The organism is Paenibacillus sp. CR_12 (assembly GCF_041953985.1).
GTDB lineage: Bacteria > Bacillota > Bacilli > Paenibacillales > Paenibacillaceae > Paenibacillus_AQ > Paenibacillus_AQ lautus_A.
Window position 1 is genome coordinate 146366 of sequence record NZ_JAVFHO010000010.1, and the last position, 21415, is coordinate 167780.

Sequence of the window (21415 nt, forward strand, 5' to 3'; positions counted from 1 at the left end):
TGGGGATATCGCCTAAAGATTTGCACACAGGGTTGTGACGTTTTTAACATGAGATGCTCCCGGCAGGTGTTACAATACTACATCATTTCCCTTGAATGGGTGGTGTGACGCTGGCGCAGATTGGCCGCCTGCTCCGGACCGGAAAGTGGCAGATCCGTGAAATGGGCAGGGAAAGGTTTATCGAATGTCGAATCTTGGAAGAAACATAGATATGGCATTATAGGGGGATCAAGGAATGAATGGACCGATGATCATTACGTTGTCTGTTTTGGCCGTGGCATCCGTATTGTTCATGTCGGGAAAAGTGCGGTCGGATTTGGTCGCGATCGGCGTGTTGATGGTACTTATGCTAACGGACATTTTAAGTCCGGCTGAAGCCCTGTCGGGCTTTTCCAATTCGGTTGTCATCATGATGATCGGTTTGTTTGTTGTGGGGGGCGGGATTTTCCAGACCGGGCTGGCCAAGATGGCCAGCGGGAAGCTGCTGAAGCTGGGCGGAGGAAGCGAGACCCGGCTCTTGATCATGATCATGCTGGTGACGTCGCTCATCGGCGGATTCGTCAGCAATACGGGCACGGTAGCGGTGATGCTGCCCATCGTTGTCAGTCTGGCATACAGCGCGGAGATCAATCCGGGGCGGCTGCTGATGCCCCTTGCGTTTGCAAGCAGCTTGGGCGGCATGCTCACCTTGATCGGAACGCCGCCGAACCTTGTGATTCAGGAGACACTGATTAACGCAGGGTACGAACGGTTGTCGTTTTTTGCTTTTCTGCCGATCGGCCTGGTGTGTCTGGCAACCGGGATTCTCGCGATATTGTTCCTTCGCCGTTATCTTCCCAGCAATGAAGAAGGAAGAACGGGGAACCAGGGCGGACGCTCGCTCAGGGAGCTGGCCAAGCAGTATCGGCTGACCCAGAACCTGTATCGGATTCAGGTCGGAGCCGATTCCTCCATTCGCTCCAAGACGCTGCGGGAGCTGGATATTCCGGCACAGTTCGAAATCAACATCATTGAAATCCGCCGTAAAATGTCGGCCAAGAATCAATTCTTCAAAACGATCAACCAGGAGATCGCAGGTCCCGGGACCGTGATAGAGGAAGAGGATATTCTGTACGTGAATGGTCCATTCGAGCGGGCATCGGAGTTTGCGGAGACATACGGGCTTGTCATGCTGGACCAGGGTGTGCCCGAGCATCGTAAACATGCCGAAGAGTCGCAGTACGCCACAAGCGACGTCGGCATTGCGGAGGTGATGCTGACGCCGTCCTCGCGTCTGATCGGCCGGCTCGTCAAGCATTCGGGATTCCGCGAGAAGTATCGGGTGAACATTCTGGGCATCCAGCGTAAAGAACAGTATTTGCTGCATCATCTGAAGGAAGAGAAAATGCGCTTTGGCGACGCGCTGCTCGTGCAGGGCACGTGGAAGGACATTGCCCTGCTGGCAGCGGAGCAGACGGATGTCGTGGTGGTGGGGCAGCCTGCAGAGGAGTCGCGCAAATTGACGATGGATCACAAAGCGCCGATCGCGGCGGGTATCATGCTGCTGATGGTGATCCTGCTCGTGACGGAATGGATTCCGGCGGTGGCCTCCGTGATGATTGCCGCGGTATTGATGGTGGTGTTCGGCTGCGTGCGCAACATGGAGGAAGCCTATAAGACGGTCAACTGGGAGAGCATCGTCCTTATTGGAGGGATGATCCCGATGTCCATTGCCATCGAGAAGACGGGAGCCGCCAGGCTGATCTCGGATATGCTGGTTCATTCCCTGGGCAGCTATGGATCGCTTGCCCTGCTGGCAGGGGTGTATTTCACCACTTCGCTGCTAACGCTGTTTATCAGCAATACCGCCTGCGCGGTATTATTCGCGCCGATTGCGTTATCGGCTGCGATCCAGATGGGAGCCAGTCCGTATCCGTTTCTGTTCGCCGTTTCGATTGGAGCGAGCATGTGTTTTGCGTCCCCGTTCTCCACGCCGCCCAACGCGCTCGTCATGTCGGCAGGACGTTATAAATTCAGCCATTACGTGAAGGTCGGCCTGCCGCTTCAACTGACGATCGGGCTCGTCATGATGGCGGTACTGCCGCTGTTCTTTCCGTTTTAAAAAAGGGAACCGGCACCTAACACCCGCATGTTCAATCCGATGAGGATCGCGCATGCGGGTGTTATTCCATTTTGAGGGTAGATAGCGTGGAAGACGGGCGGTCAATACTCCCTCATACCTCGACAGATCGACTCCCGCCAGACGCTCCTGCCCCTTTTGCAGGAAATCGCCTGCCGCAGGGCTAATACATCCACTTAGGGCATCCTGCCTAATCGTAAAAATGCGCATCATTTCCGTAGAAATGACTACGCTGATCCCGCTGGATTGTTGCTATGCTTGAGAAAGCCGGAGGTGCAAGGGCCGATGAAGAACCGCTTCAAAAATCCGCTGGGCCGCATGAACATCAAACAGCAGATGATTCTGCTGTTCCTGGTGCTGGTCATTCCGTTATTCGGGCTGAACGCCTACGGGAATTCCATGGCCGGGCAAATCCTGAAGCGCCATGTGACCAATGCTTATATCGAACTGAACAAACAAAATTTCAAGCTGATTAACCGGGACATTGAAACCGTCAACAAAGTAACCTCCACGGTCATCCAGAACTCGCAGATCCAGCAGCTGGATCCTTTTGCCGAGGTTACCGTGCTGGAACGCGTCAAAAATTACGAGCGGCTCGAAAAGATGCTGATTTCCTTCTCCCAAGAGACGGATGAGCGTGAACCGGTCTATTACTCGCTTTATGTGTACGACCCGGACAACAGCTACTTCTTTGCCCCGTATTACCCAGACCGCAGAAAAGCAGGGGTATATTTTTTCTCCGACGAGAAGGAGAAGCCCGCTTGGTTCGATGAAGCCGTGGCGATGAAGGGGAACGGGTACCTGAAGCGCATGGCCAATCTGTCGCCGCCGGTGCAAGGACGACAGGATCAAGAGACTTTAAGCTATGTGCGGGCCGTTAACAATATCTATCGGGGCGGTACCATCGGCGTACTGCTGGTCACCAATTTGGACGCGCGGATCGGCGAGTCGTTATCGACGGTCTCGATTCCCGATGGGGAGCTGTATTTTACGGATTGGGACGATAATATCCTGACCTCGTCGGTACAGGGCATGGCGGGCAAGCTGGAATTGCCGCCCGAAGCGGATCCGGGCCATTCCACGATCGGCGTCATGGACGTGATCACGTCGGATTTCATCTATGTCATCGATTACAATTACGTGCTCCAGCAGAAGCTGATTTACAAGGTGCCCGTCAAAACGCTGCTTGCCCAGCAAAGCGAGATGAAGCGCGTCATACAGGTCATTTCCGTCGCTTATTTTGCCGTGGGCCTCATTATCGTCTTTTACTTCTGGCAGTCGCTGATGACGCCGCTCCAGAAGCTGGCGCATTTCGTGAGGAGGTACGAACCGGGAAACGTCGTGCCGGAAACTCCTTATCGGCGCAGAAAAGACGAAGTCAGCGTCCTGATCTCCACGATCTATGACATGGCCCGCCGACTGAATGACCTGATCCATTACAAATACAATATGGATTTGAAGCAGAAGGAAGCGCAGCTGCAGCTGCTCTATCAGCAGATCAATCCCCACTTGCTGTACAACACCCTGGAGAGCATTTACTGGAAGAGCACGATGGAGGGCAATACCGAGTCCGCCGAAATGATCAAGGATTTATCCAAATTGATGAAGATCAGTCTCAGCCGGGGCCGGGATCTTATCACGCTTGGGGAAGAGCTTGAGCATGCGGGGGCTTATATGAATCTCCAGCTGAACCGTTATGATTATCAGTTTACGATCCGATGGGACGTTCCCGAGGCATTGCTGGCGAATCATGTGCCGAAGATCACGCTCCAGCCGCTGCTGGAGAACGCGATCATTCATGGCATTAAAAATATGGGCGAGGACGGAATGATCCGCGTATCGGGTCATCTGGAGGGTGATCGATGCCGGATCGTCATTGAAGATAACGGCTTCCGTCCCGTGAACTACGAATCCATTCACCGGCTGCTCCATGATGATGCACCCGATCATTCGCTGGGCTACGGCATCCGCAATATCCAGGAGCGGATACGGCTGCATTTCGGCAGCCGCTACGGGCTGCAGTATGAGCCCGGGGAAGAAGGGGGAACCCGCGTGACGATCACGATACCGCGAACAGAAGCAGCAACCATTACAGCAACCGGACAGGAGGTTTCCTGATGTACAACATTTTGGTGGTAGATGACGAACCTTTGATATGCAAGGGCTTGGCAGGGCTGTTAACGTCCTCGGGCCTTGCCATCGATGGCATAACCACGGCTTACAGCGGGCAGGAAGCGCTGGACTACATACGGATGGGGGACATCGACCTGCTGGTCACCGATATCCAGATGGGCGAGATGAACGGCATTGAGCTGATGCAGCAGGCAAAGATCGTGAAGCCTTGGGTACAGACGATCATTATTTCAGCCCATGAAACATTTCAATATGCGCAGCGGGCGCTTCAGCTAGGAGCCAAGGATTATTTGATCAAACCGCTGAACAGCGAGCAGTTTCTGGATTCGGTACGCAGCGTGCTGCTCAAGATGGACCGGCCGGCACCCCAGGTCGAGCCGCTTCTCATGGCCGATAATGAGCATTTCCGGATGGAGGAGCCGCCGTCCGAAAGAATAGAGCGGCTGAACGAGCGGCTCTCCATGGAGCCGGATCCATCGGCTGCTGCCGGTCCCGACGAGTCGGAGCTGGGCCTGGTCGGCCCTTATTTTGCCGTTATCAAAATGAAACTGGGACTGGCGGAAGAGCGCAGCGCTTCTTTTTCCAGTCATGATATAAACCTGATTCAATATGCCGCGCTGAATATCGCCAAGGAGCTGCTGGAGCAGGAGCCGCACACCTTAGTGTTCTATTCGCCGGAACGGGACGTCAACATCATCCTTCAATGGAGCGAGCAGGAAATGGAGGAGAACGCCAGCGGGAAAATCCACCACCTGGAGATGATCGGCCGGAGTCTGCACCACCATGTGGAGCTGCACCTGAAACGGAGCTGTACCGTGGGCATCAGCCAAATATTGAGGGGACGGGAATTCTTGAGCGTGCTCAGCCGCCAGGCGGACAAAGCGATGCTGTGGAGCGAGCAGCTGCATGATTTCCATGTCTTTTATTACGGGGATTTCAATTGGCACAATTATGCCCAGGAGACGTCGCAGGAGGTGCTTTCGAGCCAGAGCAACCGGATCGTGGAGAATACGAGGCAATATATCGACGAGCATTACCGCCAGAAGGGATTGACCATTCACGATGTAGCGAAGAACAATCACGTGAGCCCCAACTATTTGAGTTACCTGTTCAAAAAATATACCGGCAGCAGCCTGTGGGAGTATGTGGTGAAGCTGCGAATGGAGGAGAGCAGGGCATTGATCCTGAACACGGATCTCCGCCGGTACGAGATAGCCGAGCGGGTGGGGTATGAATCCCCGGAGCATTTCAGCAAAATCTTCAAAAAATACTACGGCGTCAGCCCAAGCGAGCTAAAGAAGTAAGATCCTTCATACTTCACATAGTTTTAGACATGTTCGAAGGCTCCCCGGCTTTTTTACAATAAAAGCTAGACATTGAATAAAGGAATGAGGGAGTCGGATGGAAGAAACGATCATGTCACAAGGCCAGGCTCTGATCGAGCCCGGCCGCCGCGCCCGGAAGGAGCATAAGCGCAAGCCGCTGTGGAGGAAGTATGTATGGGGGTATTTGTTCCTTGTCCCGGCCATAGCGATCTTTATCGTCTTTTTATGGGTGCCGATTTTCAAAGGGATCTTTTACAGCTTTTTTCATATCGATTTCGTAAAAGGCAATACCTTCGTCGGTTTGGATAATTACGCCAACGTTCTGAGCAATCCCGACCTGCTGCTATCGGTCAGGAATACGTTGTATTTCATGCTGTTAACGCTTGTCATCGGCTTCTGGGTGCCCATCGCCGCATCCATTGCCATCTCGGAGCTGAAGCTGTTTCAAGGGTTCGCCCGGATTGCCGCGTATCTCCCGTTTGTCGTGCCCGGGGTCGTGCTCTACGGCATGTGGCGATGGATGTACGATCCGGTGGGCCCGGTCAATGCGTTGTTCGGCTTCTTCGGGGCAGAGCCGGTATCGTTCATATCGGATAGCCGCTTCTCGATGGTATCGCTGGTCGTCATGGAGACATGGCAGCAATTCGGCTCGGCGATGCTGATCTATCTGGCCGGAGTGCTGAGCATACCGAAGGATTGGTATGAAGCCGCCGAAATCGACGGTGCCGGCGTGTGGGCCCGGATTAAATACATCACGCTTCCCTCGATGCGCAATCTGATTGTGCTCATGCTGATTCTGCAGCTGATCGGCACGTCACAGGCGTATCAATCGCAGCTGGCGATGCTGGATGGCGGACCGAACAAGGCCACGCTCACCTATGCGCTCCTTACCGTAAAATATGCGTTTAACCAGCTGGATTACGGGGCCGGAACCGCGATGGGCATCTTGATGTTCCTTGTGCTGAGTTTGCTGGGCATCCTGCAATTCAAGATGAACAGGGAGGAGTACTAGGATGAAAGAGAGAGGCATTCTGTCCGCTTCGGATTTGAGAAAACCGTGGAATAAGGCGGTTTACGGATTTATGGTGCTGTGCATTGCCGTGATGACCTTCACGATGCTGTACCCGATCGGCATGACGATGTTCAACGGATTGAAGAGCAATCAGGAAATCAACACGTTTCCGCCGCGCTTTTTCCCGTCGGAATGGCATTGGGAGAACTTCCCGAAGGGGTGGGCATACATCGATCTGCCGATGTTTCTGAAGAATACGCTGCTGATTTTCGGCGGTAATCTGTTGGTCACGATTCTGGTGCTGGGCATGGCGGCATTCAGCATTTCCCGCATCCGGGTTCCGTATCATCGGGCCATCTATTTCTTCATTCTGATGACCTTGTTCATTCCGGCGTCGAGTTACATGATTCCGAATTTCGTCAATTTGAAGGAGCTCGGCCTGCTGAATTCCTACTGGGCCTTCTGGCTGCCGGCCGGAGCGAACGCGTACTTCTTCCTGCTGATCAAAAACTTCTTCGACGGCATTCACCCGGAGATCTTCGAGGCGGCGCGCATCGACGGCGCTTCGGAGATGAGCAGCTTCCTGCGGATCGCCATACCGCTATCCGTTCCGATCTTCGCGACGCTGGCGATTTTTACATTCTCCACGGCATGGAACGACTGGTTCTGGCCGTCGCTCGTCATGCAGACCCAGGACAAATATACGCTGGCTACGGCCATTTACAAGTATGTCATCAACGCAAGGAGCCTGGACAGCAGCGTTAAATTTTCGATCCTGTTCATGGTGATGGTGCCGCCGATCTTCGTATTTCTGGCGTTCCAGAAATTCATCATGCGCAGCGTCAGCCTCTCGGCCGTCAAAGGGTAGGGCAGCAGCGGTACACATCGTAGCCCTGCACACGATCGTCATATGAATGCACATCGTCCTTTCCGGATTTGGCTTTTATGATGGAGAGAGGAAAGGACATCATTATTTCAATAAGGAAAAGGGGAGTATCCATGCGCAAGTTCCCAGCATTACTGATCTGCCTTATGCTGTTCAGCTCCTTGCTCGCCGCATGCGGCGGCGGCAAAGCAGCGCCGGAGGTCACGAATACAGAGGGAGGGACCGCCAATTCGGGCGGGACGGCCACGACGCAAACGGAGGAGCCGAAGGAGGATATCGCGGATCAAAAGATCACGATCAAGATTCACTATCCGCTGCCGGATGATACAACGCTGCGTCAGCAGGAGGATGATAAAATCGCCCGCTTCCAGGCGAAATATCCGAACGTGACCATCGTGAAGGACGACTGGCAGTACAGCGTCAACGAAATTGGGGTGAAGATGGCTTCGAACGAAGCGCCGACATTTTATAACACTTGGGCCACGGAGGCACAGCTGCTCGTGGAGCGGGGCTGGGTGGCCGACATTACGGAGTTCTGGAACGAATGGGAGTACAAGGACGACATGAATCCCGTGCTGCAGGATCAATTCATCGTGGACGGCAAGGTGTACGGCGTCACGCAGAACGGTTATATCACGTCTACGATCGTGAACAAGAAGCTGCTGGACGCGAAGGGCGTGCCCGTACCGCCGATGGATTGGACATGGGACGACATGTACAACACGGCGAAAGGCGCTGCGGACCCGAAGGCCGGCATCTCCGGAATCGCGCCGATGGGCAAGGGCAATGAGGCAGGCTGGAACTGGACCAACTTCCTGTTCGAAGCCGGCGGGGATATCGAAGTGAACGAGGACGGCAAAGTGAAAGCGGTGTTTAACTCGGAAGCCGGCGTGAAGGCGCTGGATTTCTACAAGAAGCTGAGATGGGAAGCAAACGCCATTCCGCAGGACTGGGCCCTCGGCTGGGGCGATGCCGTCAGCTCGTTCCAGCAAGGACGGACGGCGATGGTCATTGCAGGCGCATTTGACGTGATCCAGCCGGCATTGAACGAGGGCGGCATGAAGCCTGAGGACGTGCTTGCGTATCCGATGCCTGCGATGGAGAAAGGCGGAGCGCACCACGGCATTTTGGGCGGCAACTATCTGGTCATCAATCCGAATGCCACGAAGGAAGAACAGGAAATGGCATTCCGCTATATCACGTTTGATTATTTTACGGATGATGCGCTGAAATCGGTGGAAGATACGATCAATGCCCGCAAAGCCGAGGGCAAATATTTTGTGCCGACGCCGCTGGAATATTTCAGCGACGATTCGGAGTATGCGGCGAAGGTGAAGGCGATCTACGATAAGTACGACAACGTCTATGAATACGATCCGCAGCTCTTCAGCCTGTTGGAAGGAAAGCCTGAAGCGCAATTCGGCACGCAGGATTATTATGCCGCGATGTCCAACGTGGTGCAGGAATCGTTCTCGAAGGAAGGCACGGATTCCAAGAAGCAGCTGGACGAAACGGCCAAGCTGGTTCAGGAGAATTTCTTCGATAAGATCGAATAGAAGTAGGAAAGAGGCCATTTGATGTCCCGTGAATCTAGTAAATAAACGTAATAGAACAACCCGCCCAAGGATTATCCTTGGGCGGGTTGTTTCTGTTTCATAGGGATGACCGTGGAATCGATTAGTAGATCTCGCTCGCATCCGCCGGCAGCTGCCGGACATGCTGCAGGAAGCCCGTTACGCGCTGATCCTGCCCCATATCGTATTCAAAGCCCAGCTGCTTGGCGACATCCAGCGCGGTTCTGCGGAACAGCGCTCCCATCGTAAACAGCGCCTCCCACACCTCTTCGTAGGTTCCGCGAGGGTAGGTGGACATCAGCTCGTTCCAGCTGTCCGCAGACAGGTAGTTTTTCAAGTACTTGCCGTTCTTGCCCACGCTGAGCGAGAAATCGGTCTGGGTGCCCACCTGCCACTCCAGCATTTTCATCAGCATCGGCCGCATGATGTTGTGTAGATGGTCCTGGGCATAGAGGATTTCTGCCCGCCACAAGCCTTTGGCGACATACGTGGATACCCACCAGAACTCGTTGCAACAATCCTCGAAAAAGGCTGCTGACGGACGCTGTACCCAGAAATCCTCGTCGGACGGAGAAGGAACCTTGGGAAAGGTTTGATCTTTATCCATTAAGATCCGGATCAGTTTGTCTTCCTTGCAGTATTTCTCCTTCTCCTCGATGGGGATCAGGGTCATGTCAATCCGGTTCCCGTCGGTAAATAACATCAGGTATGAGAACCAGCCTCCAAGGTCGGGAGGGAACAGGTCCATATCTTCCGGCGTCTGCAGAATCAACCGTTCCCCGAAGACGTCAATCCAGTTTGGATCCTGGATAAAGCTCTCCATATCCGTAACATGAAAGCTGATGTCGTAATCCTGAAAAATATCCTTAGGGACGTTGGGGTTCGTTCGGGAGCCTTCCAGGGTCACGGCCCGAACCCGCTCATCGCGGGCTGCATAGCCCAATACCAAATCTATCATTTCTTGCTCGCTTCTCATATGTTCGTAGCCTCCGTATTCGTATTTGGACTACCGACGATTCGAATCGAACAGGTCAGGAGGTCCACGGATCCGGATCGTAGAAGCATGGCATGGATGTAGAGCAGGTTATAACTTGTTCAACAGCTTTTTCATGAGGAAATCTCCTTTCGCGTTCTTTGAATTTATCTAGGTTAATTCTTCATGGCCTTAAAAGATTCCTCCGCGGCCTCAAGCGTTGCCTCGATGTCCGCATCCGTATGGGCCGTGGTCATGAACCAGGCTTCGTATTTGGAAGGGGCCAGGTTCACGCCGCGGTCCAGCATGTGGCGGAAGAAGGCCGCAAAGGCTTCGCCGTCGGTATCCTGCGCTTCGTCATAGTTCGTTACCGGATGATCGCAGAAGTGCGTGGAGAAGGAGCCCCGGATGCGGTTGATCGTGAGCGGAACGCCATGGCGGTCTGCGGACGCTTGCAGGCCTTCCGTCAATTTGATGGTCAAGCGCTCCATCTCCTCATACACGCCTTCGCCCTGCAATACCTCCAAGCAGGCGATACCGGCCGCGATGGAGGCCGGATTGCCAGCCATGGTTCCCGCCTGATAAGCCGGGCCGAGCGGGGCAACCTGCTCCATCACGTGCTTCCGGCCGCCGTAAGCGCCGATTGGCAGTCCGCCGCCGATGATTTTGCCCAGAGCCGTAAGATCCGGCTGAATCGCCTCGTGATTGGCCAGACCCGCATAGGTTTGGGTGGATCCGTAATGGAAGCGGAAGGCGCTGATAACTTCGTCATAGATGACCAGCGACCCGTTGTCGTGCGTCATCTGGCACAGGCCTTCGAGGAATCCCGGCTTCGGCATGACCATTCCGAAGTTGCCGACGATCGGCTCGACCATCACGGCGGCCACATCTTCGCCCCATGCTTCGAGGGCAGCGCGCAGGCCTTCCAGATCGTTGAAAGGAACGGTAATGACTTCCGTGGCAATGCTGGCCGGGATGCCGGCGCTGTCCGGAATGCCGAGCGTGGAAGGCCCGGAGCCCGCAGCCACGAGGACCAGATCGGAATGGCCATGGTAGCAGCCGGCGAACTTGATGATTTTGTTGCGCTTGGTGTAAGCGCGGGCGACCCGAATCGTGGTCATGACGGCCTCGGTGCCGGAATTGACGAAACGTACCTTGTCCATGGACGGGATGGCTTCCTTCAGCATTTTGGCCAAGGTAATTTCAAGCTCCGTCGGCGTTCCGTATAGGGTGCCGTTTTGGGCAGCCGCCGTGATCGCCGCCGTAATATGCGGATGGGCGTGTCCGGTAATGATCGGGCCGTAAGCCGCCAAGTAATCGATATAACGGTTGCCGTCCTCGTCCCAGAAGTGGGCTCCGCTTGCGCGTTTCATGAAGACGGGGGCACCGCCGCCGACGGCTTTAAACGAACGGGAGGGGCTGTTTACGCCGCCTACGATATGCTGCAGCGCTTCTTGATACAGGGCTTCGGAACGGTTTCTTGAGGTTGACATGATAGTAAAACTTCCTTTCTTCATGAAGCAGGACAGGAAGCTAGATTGACGTAGCGCCCTGTCCTGATTGCTGTAAGTGTATTAGTTGCGATCCGTTGTCGCAGATGGTGTTGCGGAGCTTTCAGAGTCGCTGTTCTCGGAGTCGGTATTCCCGGAATCGGTGTTCCCGGAATCACCTTCCGTGCCTTCGCCGCCTTCGGTCTCAGGGTCCGGCGTCGGCGGGTTCATGATGTCCTGGATATACTGCTTCAGCGTATCCGGATTGCCGACCGTTAAGACGGCCGCGCCGCCGATATGTTCTTCCTTCAGGAGTTTCATCGGTGGCACCTGCTCGCTGCCGCTCATTTTGCTCTTGTAGGCGACGTTCGCAAGCTTCCACATATCCTCGACATCGAGATTCGTATCAATATAAGGGCTGACGGACTTCAGGATGTCCGGAAGCTTCATGATGGAAGTGGTGGTCTGCATTTTCTTGGCTACGGCCTTCAGGAGCTCGCGCTGCCGCTCGGTGCGGGTGAAGTCGCCCATCGCATCATAGCGGAACCGGACGTATTGCAGTGCCGCGTTGCCGTCCAGATGCTGCATGCCTTGCTTCAAATCAATGTCGTACTCGTTCTTGTCGGCTTTACTTGAATAACTCATGTCCTTCTCCACGTAGAAGTCCACCCCGCCGACGGAATCAACCAGCTTCATGAAGCCCTGGAAGTCCGTATAGACGTAGTATTGAATCGGTATGCCCAGCAGATCGCCTACCGCCTTCATGGCCGTGTTCGGGCCGTGCGTGATGGCCGTATTGATACGGTTTCTGTCATACCCGGGTATTTCTACGTAAGTATCGCGCAGAATAGAGAATAAGTGCATTTTCTTTTTTACGGGATCAATCGAGGCAACAAGCATACTGTCGGAACGAGGAATTTCCCCTTCCTCGAAACCGCGCGCATCGACGCCCATCAGCAGAATGTTAACCGTCTCCTTGCCTTCCCACTCCGGCGGGGCAGGGACTTTGGCATCCACCTTCTCGATTTCCCGAAAAGGGGAGGCTTCGCCAGTTTTCTGAAGACTTTGCAAGCCGTCATAAAACGAGGCCGCATAATAGATGCCGTAACCGATGACGGCGGCCAGTATGATGCTGACACTCCATATAATCGTCTTCTTTGTTTTTTTGGTCATTGGGTTCTTCCTTTCGGATTACGCTGATGAATAAATTCGATAGAACATTTGAACATTCGACATTCATTCTATTATAATTTTTTTCGAAAAGACAATCAATTTTACGGGCCTAAAGTCCGTATAGCAGGAGTTGAGCCTTATCGCAGACCAAAAGCAGTTGAAGATTGGAAGCAAGGTGCCGGATTTTTCACTTCCGGCTTCGAACGGGGAGAAGGTAGCATTAAGCGATTTTCGTGGGCGCAAAGTCGTGCTGTTTTTCTATCCGAAAAATATGACCCCAACCTGCACCGAGGAGGCTTGCAGCTTCCGGGACAACTATGGTGCGTTGGAGCAAGCCGGCGCAGTCGTGATCGGGATCAGCCCCGATCCGCTGAAATCCCACGCCAAATTCATCGATAAGCATAGCCTGCCCTATTTGCTCTTGTCTGATGAGGAGCATAAGGTAAGCGAAATGTTCGGCGTATGGCAGATGAAGAAGATGTTCGGCCGTGAATATATGGGTATTGTACGCTCAACCTTCTTGATTGATGAGAAGGGGAAGCTGGCCGGCGAGTGGCGGAAGGTGAAAGTGAAAGGCCATGTCGAAGCGGTTCTCGCAGCCGTGCTGTCATAGCTATATATGAAGAACGGTCCCTCGGCATGCCTGAACAGGCATGCCGAGGGACCGTTTTTTTTGAATATATCTTGCAAGCAGGGAGCCTCGAATGAGGGGCTTATCACCTAAATCAGAGGATTTGGCCAACCTGAATGAATCAGAACTTCAAGAACGTACCCGTCCGATATTCGCGGAAGGCTTCGTTCACTTCTTCCTCCGTGTTCATGACGAAGGGACCGCGGGCCGCCACGGGCTCCCGCAACGGCTCGCCTGCGTACAGAACAAAGCGAAGAGGCTCCGCAGCCGCTGCCCGTATTTCGCTGGGTTTTCCGTCGATTCCAGCGCCCAGCCACAACACCTGGCTTTTAGCCGCATTTACGCCATTGCCTCCGAAGGTTCCGCTGCCCTCAAGGATGTAGATGAAGCCGTTATAACTGCCGGGCAGGTCCTGCGCGATGGAAGCGCCGGGCTCCAGCAGCACCTCGACCATCGTGACCGGAACATGATTTTCGGTAGCGGATATGACATCGCCGGAAGAACCGGAGAAGACTCGCACAACCGCGCCATCCTCTTGTCGGATCGGCATATCCGCGCCTTTCAGGTTCTGGTAGCGGGGAGTCGTCATCTTCTGCTCGCGGGGCAGATTGATCCAGAGCTGCAGGACGTGGGCCGTTATGCCTTCTGACGGTACTTCGTTGTGGATGACGCCGCTTCCCGCCGTCATCCACTGCACGTCTCCAGGCCCTAGCACGCCGCCCTTGGAGAGGCTGTCATAGTGTTCAACGGTTCCATCGATGACAAAAGTAACGGTTTCGATTCCCCGATGGGGATGGTCGTCGAATGAACCGGCCTGGAACTTGTCCTCCATCATCCCGAGAAACGGATCGGCTTTGCTCCAGTTTCCAAATTCGATGACGGGTCCTGAGGCATGGATGGAGCTGTGCCGCCGAAGAACGACATCCCGGACTTCCGTAATATCACGCTGAATGATCGCTTGGTGATTCATATGTCTATCATCCCTTCCGAGTTCTGGATTTGAATTCAGTTTACTAGTAATGTGAATAGGAATCAAGGGACGTAAGAAAATATCAGATTCTAGTCTTTTTTTGAATCGCCCTCCATATAATCTATCAGGAAGCCGAACTCATAGAAACGATGGAGGTAGAGTTGATAATGAAAAATATGGTGCGGGTTACATCGATAGCGGTATTCTTCGGCGTTGTGGCAGTGCTGATCATGATCGGCATGGGACTTGAGGTTCAGGCGCCGATGGCAGACTATGCGGAGCAGGCCCCTTTAGCAGCGGCACCCCTGACAGCAGTGCCAGAGCAGAATGTTCAAGCAAAGACCCGGGAGGCAAGCAAGCCGGTCGTCACCACTGCAATCAAGAAACCATCGGCTGTGAACGCCGCACCTGTTCAATATAAGAAGAAGCCAAGCGACAAAACGGTATACCTGACATTTGATGACGGACCATCGGATTTAACGCTCGACGTGCTGGATATTTTGAAGCGGGAAGGAATCAAAGGCACGTTTTTTGTACTGGGCAAGGAGGCGGAGACCCGTCCCGAAATTATCAACCGCATCTATGAGGAAGGCCATGTGATCGGGAATCATACATATGATCATCGTTATGACGAGCTCTACGGGCATTTTCAGGATTTCTGGGGACAGATTAAGAAAACCGAGGAAATCATCCGTTTGATTACAGGGGAACGGCCGCAGCTGGTCAGAGCTCCCGGGGGGACGGCCGGACATTTCGACGAAGCTTATTTTCAATACATGAAGCAGGGGGGATATCATGTATTCGATTGGAATGTCGACAGCGGCGATTCCAGATATAGGGGCGTCCCGGCTAAAGACATCGTAAAGGGGGCGACCACGAAAGTGAACGGCAAGGAGGCGATCGTGCTTCTCCATGACGGTAAAGGCCATGGCGAAAGCGTCAAGGCTCTGCCTGACATTATTTCTTATTATAAAAAGCAGGGCTATGCCTTTGACGTGCTGTCTCCGGAAACCGAGCCCGTTCAATTTCGTGCTCAGCAGACCGCCCGCAAGGCTTCACAGCCTTCACAGCAGTGGGTTCGCGAGCACGTCGCCGTCAACGCCGCCTTATTCGGGACCGGGCGAACGCTGGCGGTGGAATTCGGAGGGCTTGAAACCGCGTTTGCGGCAGGCGAATACAAGCTGGTCGACGGCCGGCTGATGGTTCCGCTGCGCGCTTTGGTGGAGCGGCTTGGCGGAAGCGTATCCTGGAAGTCTCACAACAAGACCGTGCAGGTGACGCTGGCAGGGAAACGCTGGGAAGCCGATCCGGTGGGAGGCTTGCTGTTCCCCATGCAAACCGGCGGCAAGCCGGTGTCCTCCGATGTTCATTTAATCGGCGGCACCGCTTGGATTCCGCTTCGGGAAGCGCTTGACTTTTCCGGCCGACCTGTTACAAGAGTGACATATGAAGAAGGCGAGTATCGCGTTCTAACTTTGTAGTCGAAAATTGTATTTTATGTTTGTAATTATGCTTCACAAGTTATAGACTAGTACTTAGAGATATTTATCACAATCCCTGAGATTGTTTCAGATAAAGGAGGGGGAAGTTTCCCCCTGCTTTATTTTTGGCGATAGTGAGTCACCCATAAGTTCGCACTTTTGTAAGTGATGCATAATAGATACCGGTTATCCCAAAATTAAAGCTAGCCGGTACGATCGTCGCCAAGTTCATCTTGGGAATTCACTTAAAGAAAAGGAGGCAATTCATTATGACAGAAACATCTTCTCCACAGCCGTCCGAAACTCCGGAAAATGTTGTAGGAAACCAAGAAGCTGCGGCGTCCAGCCGTCCTGATGTGCTGCTCGAACAACTGCTCAAGCCCGAGGTTCAGGAATCCCTCACAACTCTCGTGGACAATCTTCCAAAACTTACGGAAATGCTGACCGTCATGACTAAGGCGTATGACTTCGGTAAATCCGTAGCTACGGATCCCGTGCTAGCGGAAGACACCATGGCTTCCCTGAGCGGATTCGCGAAGCCGATCACGACAACAGCAAAAAGCGTTGCATCTGCAGCCATCGAAGCCGGAGACCGCGTACACGCTCAAGGCGACCAAGCTCAGATCGGCGTATTTGGTCTGATGAAAATGCTGAAAGATCCTCAGGTTCAAAAGGGTCTTCGCTATGCTCAGGCTTTTTTGGACGTTCTTAACGAGCGCGACCAACAAAACAAGCGTTAATCCATAAATCATACGAAGAACGGAGGATGGTCATGTCTAAACATATTTTAATTTTGGGCGGAGGCTATGGCGGCTTGCTTAGTGCGCTTTCTGCACGCGAGCATTTTGGTGCTGCCGCAAAAATCACGCTGATCAACCGTTTCCCAACCCATCAGATCATTACGGAATTGCACCGTCTGGCAGCAGGCAACATCGCAGAGAAGGCAGTAGCTTTGCCGCTCGACAAGCTTCTGCGCGGCGCGAACGTTGACCTGCGCATCGGCAACGTTAAGGAAATCAAGCCGGATGAGCGTTCGGTTTCCCTCGACGACGGCGGAAACTTTACCTATGATGCCCTGGTTATCGCACTGGGCAGCGAAACGGCATTCTTCGGCATTCCGGGACTGCAAGAGAACAGCTTTATTCTGAAGTCCGTGAACGATGCTAACCGTCTGCGTGCTCATGTGGAGTCCCGCATTGCGGAATACAGCAAAACCAAAAACAAAGCGGACGCTACCATCGTGGTTGGCGGCGGCGGCTTGACAGGCGTTGAGCTTGTTGGCGAATATGCCGATATGAGAAGCGAGCTGGCTCGCAAATACGGTATCGACCCACAAGAAATCACGCTTTATTGTGTTGAAGCAGCTCCTTCCATTCTGCCGGGCTTCCCTGCAGAACTGGTTGACCGTGCGACAACAAGCCTGCAAAAACGCGGCGTGAACTTCCTGACCGGATTGCCGATTACCAAAATGGACGGCACGACCGTTGAACTGAAAGACGGCAGCACGATTGAAACCAGCACCTTGGTATGGACTGGCGGCGTACAGGGCAACTCCGTTGTGGCTAACTGCGGCATCGAAGTCAACCGCGGACGTGCGGTTGTCAACGAATTCCTGCAATCCGCTTCCCATCCTGACGTATACGTTGCCGGCGACAGCGCGGTTGTTATGGGACCGGAAGGCCGTCCATACCCGCCAACGGCACAGCTGGCATGGCAAATGGGCGAGCTGATCGGCTACAACATCTTCGCTCAATTGAACGGCGGCGCACCAGCTTCCTTCAACCCGGTATTCTCCGGTACGCTCGGCAGCTTGGGACGTAAAGACGCCATCGGCACCATCGGCGCCAACAAAACCCAATTGAAAGGTCTGCCTGCAACCTTGATGAAGGAAGCAAGTAACATGCGTTACCTGTCCCACATCAACGGTTTGTTCACGCTGGCTTACTAAGCCTGGAAGGCGACATTATATCCAAATACAAGAGATGGACCCGGAATGATTCGGGTCCATCTTTTTTTATTGCGCAGCCCAAACATAAGCGCATGGACTTAGGGACAACGTCAGGAAAACATAATACGATGGATACACCCGAAGCGAGGATGCAAGCAGGGAAAGAATTCCCGGGCGCCGCTCCCGACGGGATGTGGGAGAAGGAGGTAAGAAAGGGCAGAATGGATGAGCGTCCAGAGCGAAGAAGAAAGAAGGTCAGATAGTTATGTAAGCGCTATCTCAAATGTTCGCAATTTTCATTTCATGAAACAGGAGGGAGCATGTATGCGGGGATACCGTCGTCTTCATTCGATCGTGATTCAACTGTTTTTGTTTTTTTTCATCGGCACAACACTCCCGGTTCTCATCATGGGTTTCCTTTCGTATCACAAATCGGCCTCGATCGTGGAGGAGCAGGTCAGTAAAGTGGCTTCCCTCACGATCACCCAAGTCAGCGACAAGCTGAACATGTTCTTCAAGAAACTGGACGACTCCTCGATGATGGTGCTGAACAGCAAAGTGGTTCACGGCATACTGGAGGATCAGGATATCAGTAAATACGACCTGACGTTGAAGGTGAAGGAGGGGAAGGACCTGCTGACGTCCATCATGATTAATTCGCCGGAGATCTTGGATGTATACGTGTTTGACGTGCAGCGGAACAATTCGGTCCTGAGCGCGGATTCCTTGATGTCCATCCCGGACCAGTGGGATTCGCCTTGGTATCGGGCGATATTGGAGGCGAACGGGCAGGCGGTATGGTTCGGCTTGTCGGATACCTCCTACCTGAAGCAAACGGGAATGGGATTTCCCGTGTTCGGGCTGGGCCGGGCAATCCGGAGCTGGGATACGGGGGAGATCGTCGGGGTGATGTTCATCGAAATTATGGGGGATGTCCTGATCGATGAATTAAACCATGTCCAATTCGGCGACACGGGGTATATGTACGTGGCGAATGACGAGAATCGCTACTTTTACCATCCCGATCCATCGATGTACGGGAAGCAGTCCAGGATCAAGCTGCCCTCGGGTTTGACGGAATACAACCTGAATAACAACAAAACGCTGATGATCCCCTCGCGCCTGAACAACGGCTGGCATGTGGTCGGCATGGTGCCGCTTAAGGAACTGACGGCCGATTCCGCCAGCATCCGGAGTTTCACGGTCTGGATCGTATTCGGATCGATTCTGGCCGCGATCGGCATCGGATATTTCATGACGAGGAGAATCGGCAATCCGCTCGTTCAGCTGAGCCGCTTGATGCGCAGAAGCGAGGCGGGCGATTTATCGGTCCGCAGCAAGAACGTAGGTCCCAGCGAGATCGGTCAGCTGGGCCGAAGCTTCAACAAAATGATAGAGCAGATCGACCTGCTCATCAGGCGGATCGCCGCGGAGGAGTCCGAGAAGAAAAAAGCCGAAATCCGCGCGCTGCGGTATCAGATCAATCCCCATTTTCTCTACAATACGCTGAACTCGATCCGCTGGATGGCCAAGCTGAATCGAACGAATGACGTGGACCGATCGGTCACGGCCCTGGTTCATCTGCTGGAGGGGAGCCTGGAGCGCAACGGTGTGTTTATAAGGCTTGGAGATGAATTGGAGCTGCTTCGGAAATATATGATCATCCAGAATTACCGTTATGACCACCCAATCGAGCTGCGGATCGATTGCCCCGAGGAAATGGAGGACCTCCACGTTCCCCGGATGCTGCTGCAGCCGATCGTGGAGAATGCGATCTTTCACGGAATTGCCCCGCTTGATGAAGGGGGCGTCATTCAGATCCGGATAACATTGCAGCAGCAGGATGTCATGGTGCAGATCGAAGACAACGGAATCGGCATTAAGCCTGAACGGATCAAGGGACTGCTGTCGTATGAGCAGGATCACTCCAAGCATGGCATGACCCATATCGGCCTGCGTCATGTTCACCAAACGGTCCAGCTGTATTACGGCAGCAGGTACGGGGTATGGGTGGAAAGCACGGAAGGCGGAGGCACGAGGGTCACGGTCACGTTTGCGAAACAAAGGGGGGACGATTATGTACAGAGTGCTGCTCGTGGATGACGAAGCGATCGCGCGTACGGGACTGCGCTCGACCTTCGATTGGGAGAAATACGGTTACCGGCTTGTCGGGGAGGCCTCCAATGGACAACGGGCCATGAAATGGATCGTAAACGGGGATCTGGACATTCTGATCACGGATATCGCGATGCCGGTCATGGACGGCCTGGAATTGACCCGCCGGACAAGGGAGCTTTGTCCATGGGTGAAGGTACTGCTGCTCAGCTGTCACAGCGATTTCGAATTCGTGCGGGAAGGCATCAGGCTTGGCGCATCGGATTATATCCTCAAGCCGACGCTGGACGCGGACTCCCTGGTCGCCGTGCTTGATCACATGCGATCGAAGCTGGAAGAGGAGAAGCAGATGCAGCGGATTCTGACCGAGCATGAGCAGCAGCAGCGGCTGAATAAGAAGAAGGCTGCCGGAAAAATGCTCTTTCAGGCGCTGTCCGGTGAGCCGGACGCGCTCGCGAAGCTGGAAGCATGGAACCGTAACGGCCCGTACCTGCTGGCCGTGCTCCAGCTAGATTCGGACCTGGGCGGTGCCGCGGCCGGGGGACAGCCAAAGGATTGGCAGGAGGAGATCGAACGGTTCATGGGACAGTTATACGACCAGGCGCCGGAGGCGCTGGCAGCTCGGCTGGAAACGGACCGGATCGCAGTCTGCTTACCGTTAAGGGATGAAGCAAACGGGCAGGCTTCAGAGCACGAAGGAGCTATCCGCCTGCCGATCCGGAGCACGATGGGGCTCAGCAGGAGATATAACAGCATGGATAAGCTGCAAGAAGCGTTTAGAGAAGCCGCTGAAAGCCTGGAGGGCCTCTTCTTTCATCAAGATCAACAGATATTGCGGGCAGAGGAGCTTCCCCTGACCGATGCCGATTCGGCTCAGGAGAGACAAGCTGCCGAGCTGCATGCCTTAAGGGCCGCGCTGACCGTCGGGAACATGGACATAAGCGAGGAACGTCTGCAGTCCATTATGCAGCGCTGGCGTCCCGGACGGACGAAGAAGCCGGCGGTCCTCCGGGAAGCAGAGGAGCTTCTGAGCTTGCTTGCTATGTTTCATCTTCCCGGCGGCCCGCCGCTTCCGCAGATCGGGGAGGTGGGCAAGCTTCGCTCGGTGGAGGAAGTGAAGAAGCTGGTGGCGCATGGCTTCCATGCGCTGCGGGAGGAAGCCATGCGCCACCCTGTACCGGAATCCACGCTGCATGAGCGGATCGTGCTGCAGGCCGTCCGATATATTAAGGCGCGATTTACCGAGCCGATCTCCCTGCAGGAGGTGGCGGACGAAGTGGCAGTCAGCCGCAACTATTTTAGCGAATTGTTTAAGCGCGTCACGGGACATAACTTCATTGACTATGTCATTGATCTCCGCTTGAAACGGGCCAAGGAGCTGCTTTCCACAACATCGCTGCGTGTGTATGAAGTGGCGGATCGTTCCGGATTCAATGACGTCAAATACTTCAGCAAGCTGTTCAAGAAAATGGTAGGCATGACGCCAGCTGAGTACCAGGGACAGCATCGAAAATAAGCGGGATTTCATAGGATCGGAAAAGAAACCACTTTTTCGGAACATAATCCGTTCAAAAGCTTTTTGCCA

The 21415-nt window shown here is 54.0% G+C and carries 16 protein-coding genes; 12 read left to right on the top strand and 4 right to left on the bottom strand.

The genetic code is table 11. From position 1 onward, the window contains the following. The first annotated feature begins 235 nt into the window (after positions 1-235). The 6 genes from RB297_RS27410 (at position 236) to RB297_RS27435 (ending at position 9031) form a co-directional block, all read left to right on the top strand. Positions 236-2101, top strand: coding sequence for an SLC13 family permease (locus RB297_RS27410; protein ID WP_375121880.1), 1866 nt, complete (start codon positions 236-238; stop codon positions 2099-2101). Between the two features lie 303 nt (positions 2102-2404). After that, the gene (locus RB297_RS27415; RefSeq protein ID WP_375121881.1) at positions 2405-4237 is read left to right on the top strand and encodes a sensor histidine kinase; all 1833 of its coding nucleotides are present in this window, start codon (positions 2405-2407) and stop codon (positions 4235-4237) included. Then, complete coding sequence (locus RB297_RS27420; RefSeq protein WP_375121882.1) at positions 4237-5556, top strand: response regulator; 1320 nt, start codon at positions 4237-4239, stop codon at positions 5554-5556. The genes RB297_RS27415 and RB297_RS27420 overlap by 1 nt, the downstream gene beginning before the upstream one ends. A gap of 97 nt (positions 5557-5653) precedes the next feature. Next, positions 5654-6589, top strand: a complete 936-nt coding sequence (locus RB297_RS27425) for a carbohydrate ABC transporter permease (RefSeq protein WP_332296542.1) — start codon at positions 5654-5656, stop codon at positions 6587-6589. Between the two features lies 1 nt (position 6590). After that, the gene (locus RB297_RS27430) at positions 6591-7457 is read left to right on the top strand and encodes a carbohydrate ABC transporter permease (RefSeq protein ID WP_090912776.1); all 867 of its coding nucleotides are present in this window, start codon (positions 6591-6593) and stop codon (positions 7455-7457) included. 131 nt (positions 7458-7588) lie between these two features. Beyond that, the gene (locus RB297_RS27435; RefSeq protein ID WP_375121883.1) at positions 7589-9031 is read left to right on the top strand and encodes an ABC transporter substrate-binding protein; all 1443 of its coding nucleotides are present in this window, start codon (positions 7589-7591) and stop codon (positions 9029-9031) included. Between the two features lie 121 nt (positions 9032-9152). On the opposite strand, the gene RB297_RS27440 is transcribed toward RB297_RS27435, so the two are convergent. The 3 genes from RB297_RS27440 to RB297_RS27450 form a co-directional block, all read right to left on the bottom strand. Continuing rightward, positions 9153-10025: an aminoglycoside 6-adenylyltransferase gene (locus RB297_RS27440; protein WP_375121884.1), complete on the bottom strand. Its 873-nt coding sequence runs from the start codon at positions 10023-10025 to the stop codon at positions 9153-9155. A gap of 173 nt (positions 10026-10198) precedes the next feature. Next, positions 10199-11515 (bottom strand): glutamate-1-semialdehyde 2,1-aminomutase, encoded by a 1317-nt coding sequence (locus RB297_RS27445; protein ID WP_096776993.1) that lies wholly within the window; start codon positions 11513-11515, stop codon positions 10199-10201. Between the two features lie 81 nt (positions 11516-11596). Beyond that, positions 11597-12685 (bottom strand): LCP family protein, encoded by a 1089-nt coding sequence (locus RB297_RS27450; RefSeq protein ID WP_096776992.1) that lies wholly within the window; start codon positions 12683-12685, stop codon positions 11597-11599. 130 nt (positions 12686-12815) lie between these two features. On the opposite strand from RB297_RS27450, the gene bcp reads away from it, so the two are divergent. Beyond that, entirely contained in the window at positions 12816-13298 is a 483-nt protein-coding gene (gene bcp, locus RB297_RS27455) for a thioredoxin-dependent thiol peroxidase (protein WP_012819045.1), read from the top strand. Between the two features lie 139 nt (positions 13299-13437). Here bcp and RB297_RS27460 read toward each other — a convergent pair whose 3' ends face one another. Continuing rightward, positions 13438-14286: a pirin family protein gene (locus RB297_RS27460; protein WP_375121885.1), complete on the bottom strand. Its 849-nt coding sequence runs from the start codon at positions 14284-14286 to the stop codon at positions 13438-13440. Positions 14287-14453: 167 nt separating this feature from the next. Here RB297_RS27460 and RB297_RS27465 point away from each other — a divergent pair, with 167 nt between their 5' ends. The 5 genes from RB297_RS27465 to RB297_RS27485 all read left to right on the top strand — a co-directional run bounded on the left by RB297_RS27465 (position 14454) and on the right by RB297_RS27485 (position 21346). After that, positions 14454-15767 (top strand): polysaccharide deacetylase family protein, encoded by a 1314-nt coding sequence (locus RB297_RS27465; RefSeq protein WP_375121886.1) that lies wholly within the window; start codon positions 14454-14456, stop codon positions 15765-15767. A 269-nt stretch (positions 15768-16036) separates the two neighbouring features. Then, the gene (locus tag RB297_RS27470) at positions 16037-16507 is read left to right on the top strand and encodes a DUF1641 domain-containing protein (protein WP_009591098.1); all 471 of its coding nucleotides are present in this window, start codon (positions 16037-16039) and stop codon (positions 16505-16507) included. A 32-nt stretch (positions 16508-16539) separates the two neighbouring features. Beyond that, complete coding sequence (locus RB297_RS27475) at positions 16540-17715, top strand: NAD(P)/FAD-dependent oxidoreductase (protein ID WP_009591109.1); 1176 nt, start codon at positions 16540-16542, stop codon at positions 17713-17715. A 324-nt stretch (positions 17716-18039) separates the two neighbouring features. Then, a complete protein-coding gene (locus tag RB297_RS27480) occupies positions 18040-19818 on the top strand; it encodes a sensor histidine kinase (protein WP_096776989.1) in 1779 nt (592 codons plus the stop codon). Further along, complete coding sequence (locus tag RB297_RS27485; RefSeq protein WP_375121887.1) at positions 19793-21346, top strand: response regulator; 1554 nt, start codon at positions 19793-19795, stop codon at positions 21344-21346. The genes RB297_RS27480 and RB297_RS27485 overlap by 26 nt, the downstream gene beginning before the upstream one ends. Positions 21347-21415: the final 69 nt, after the last annotated feature.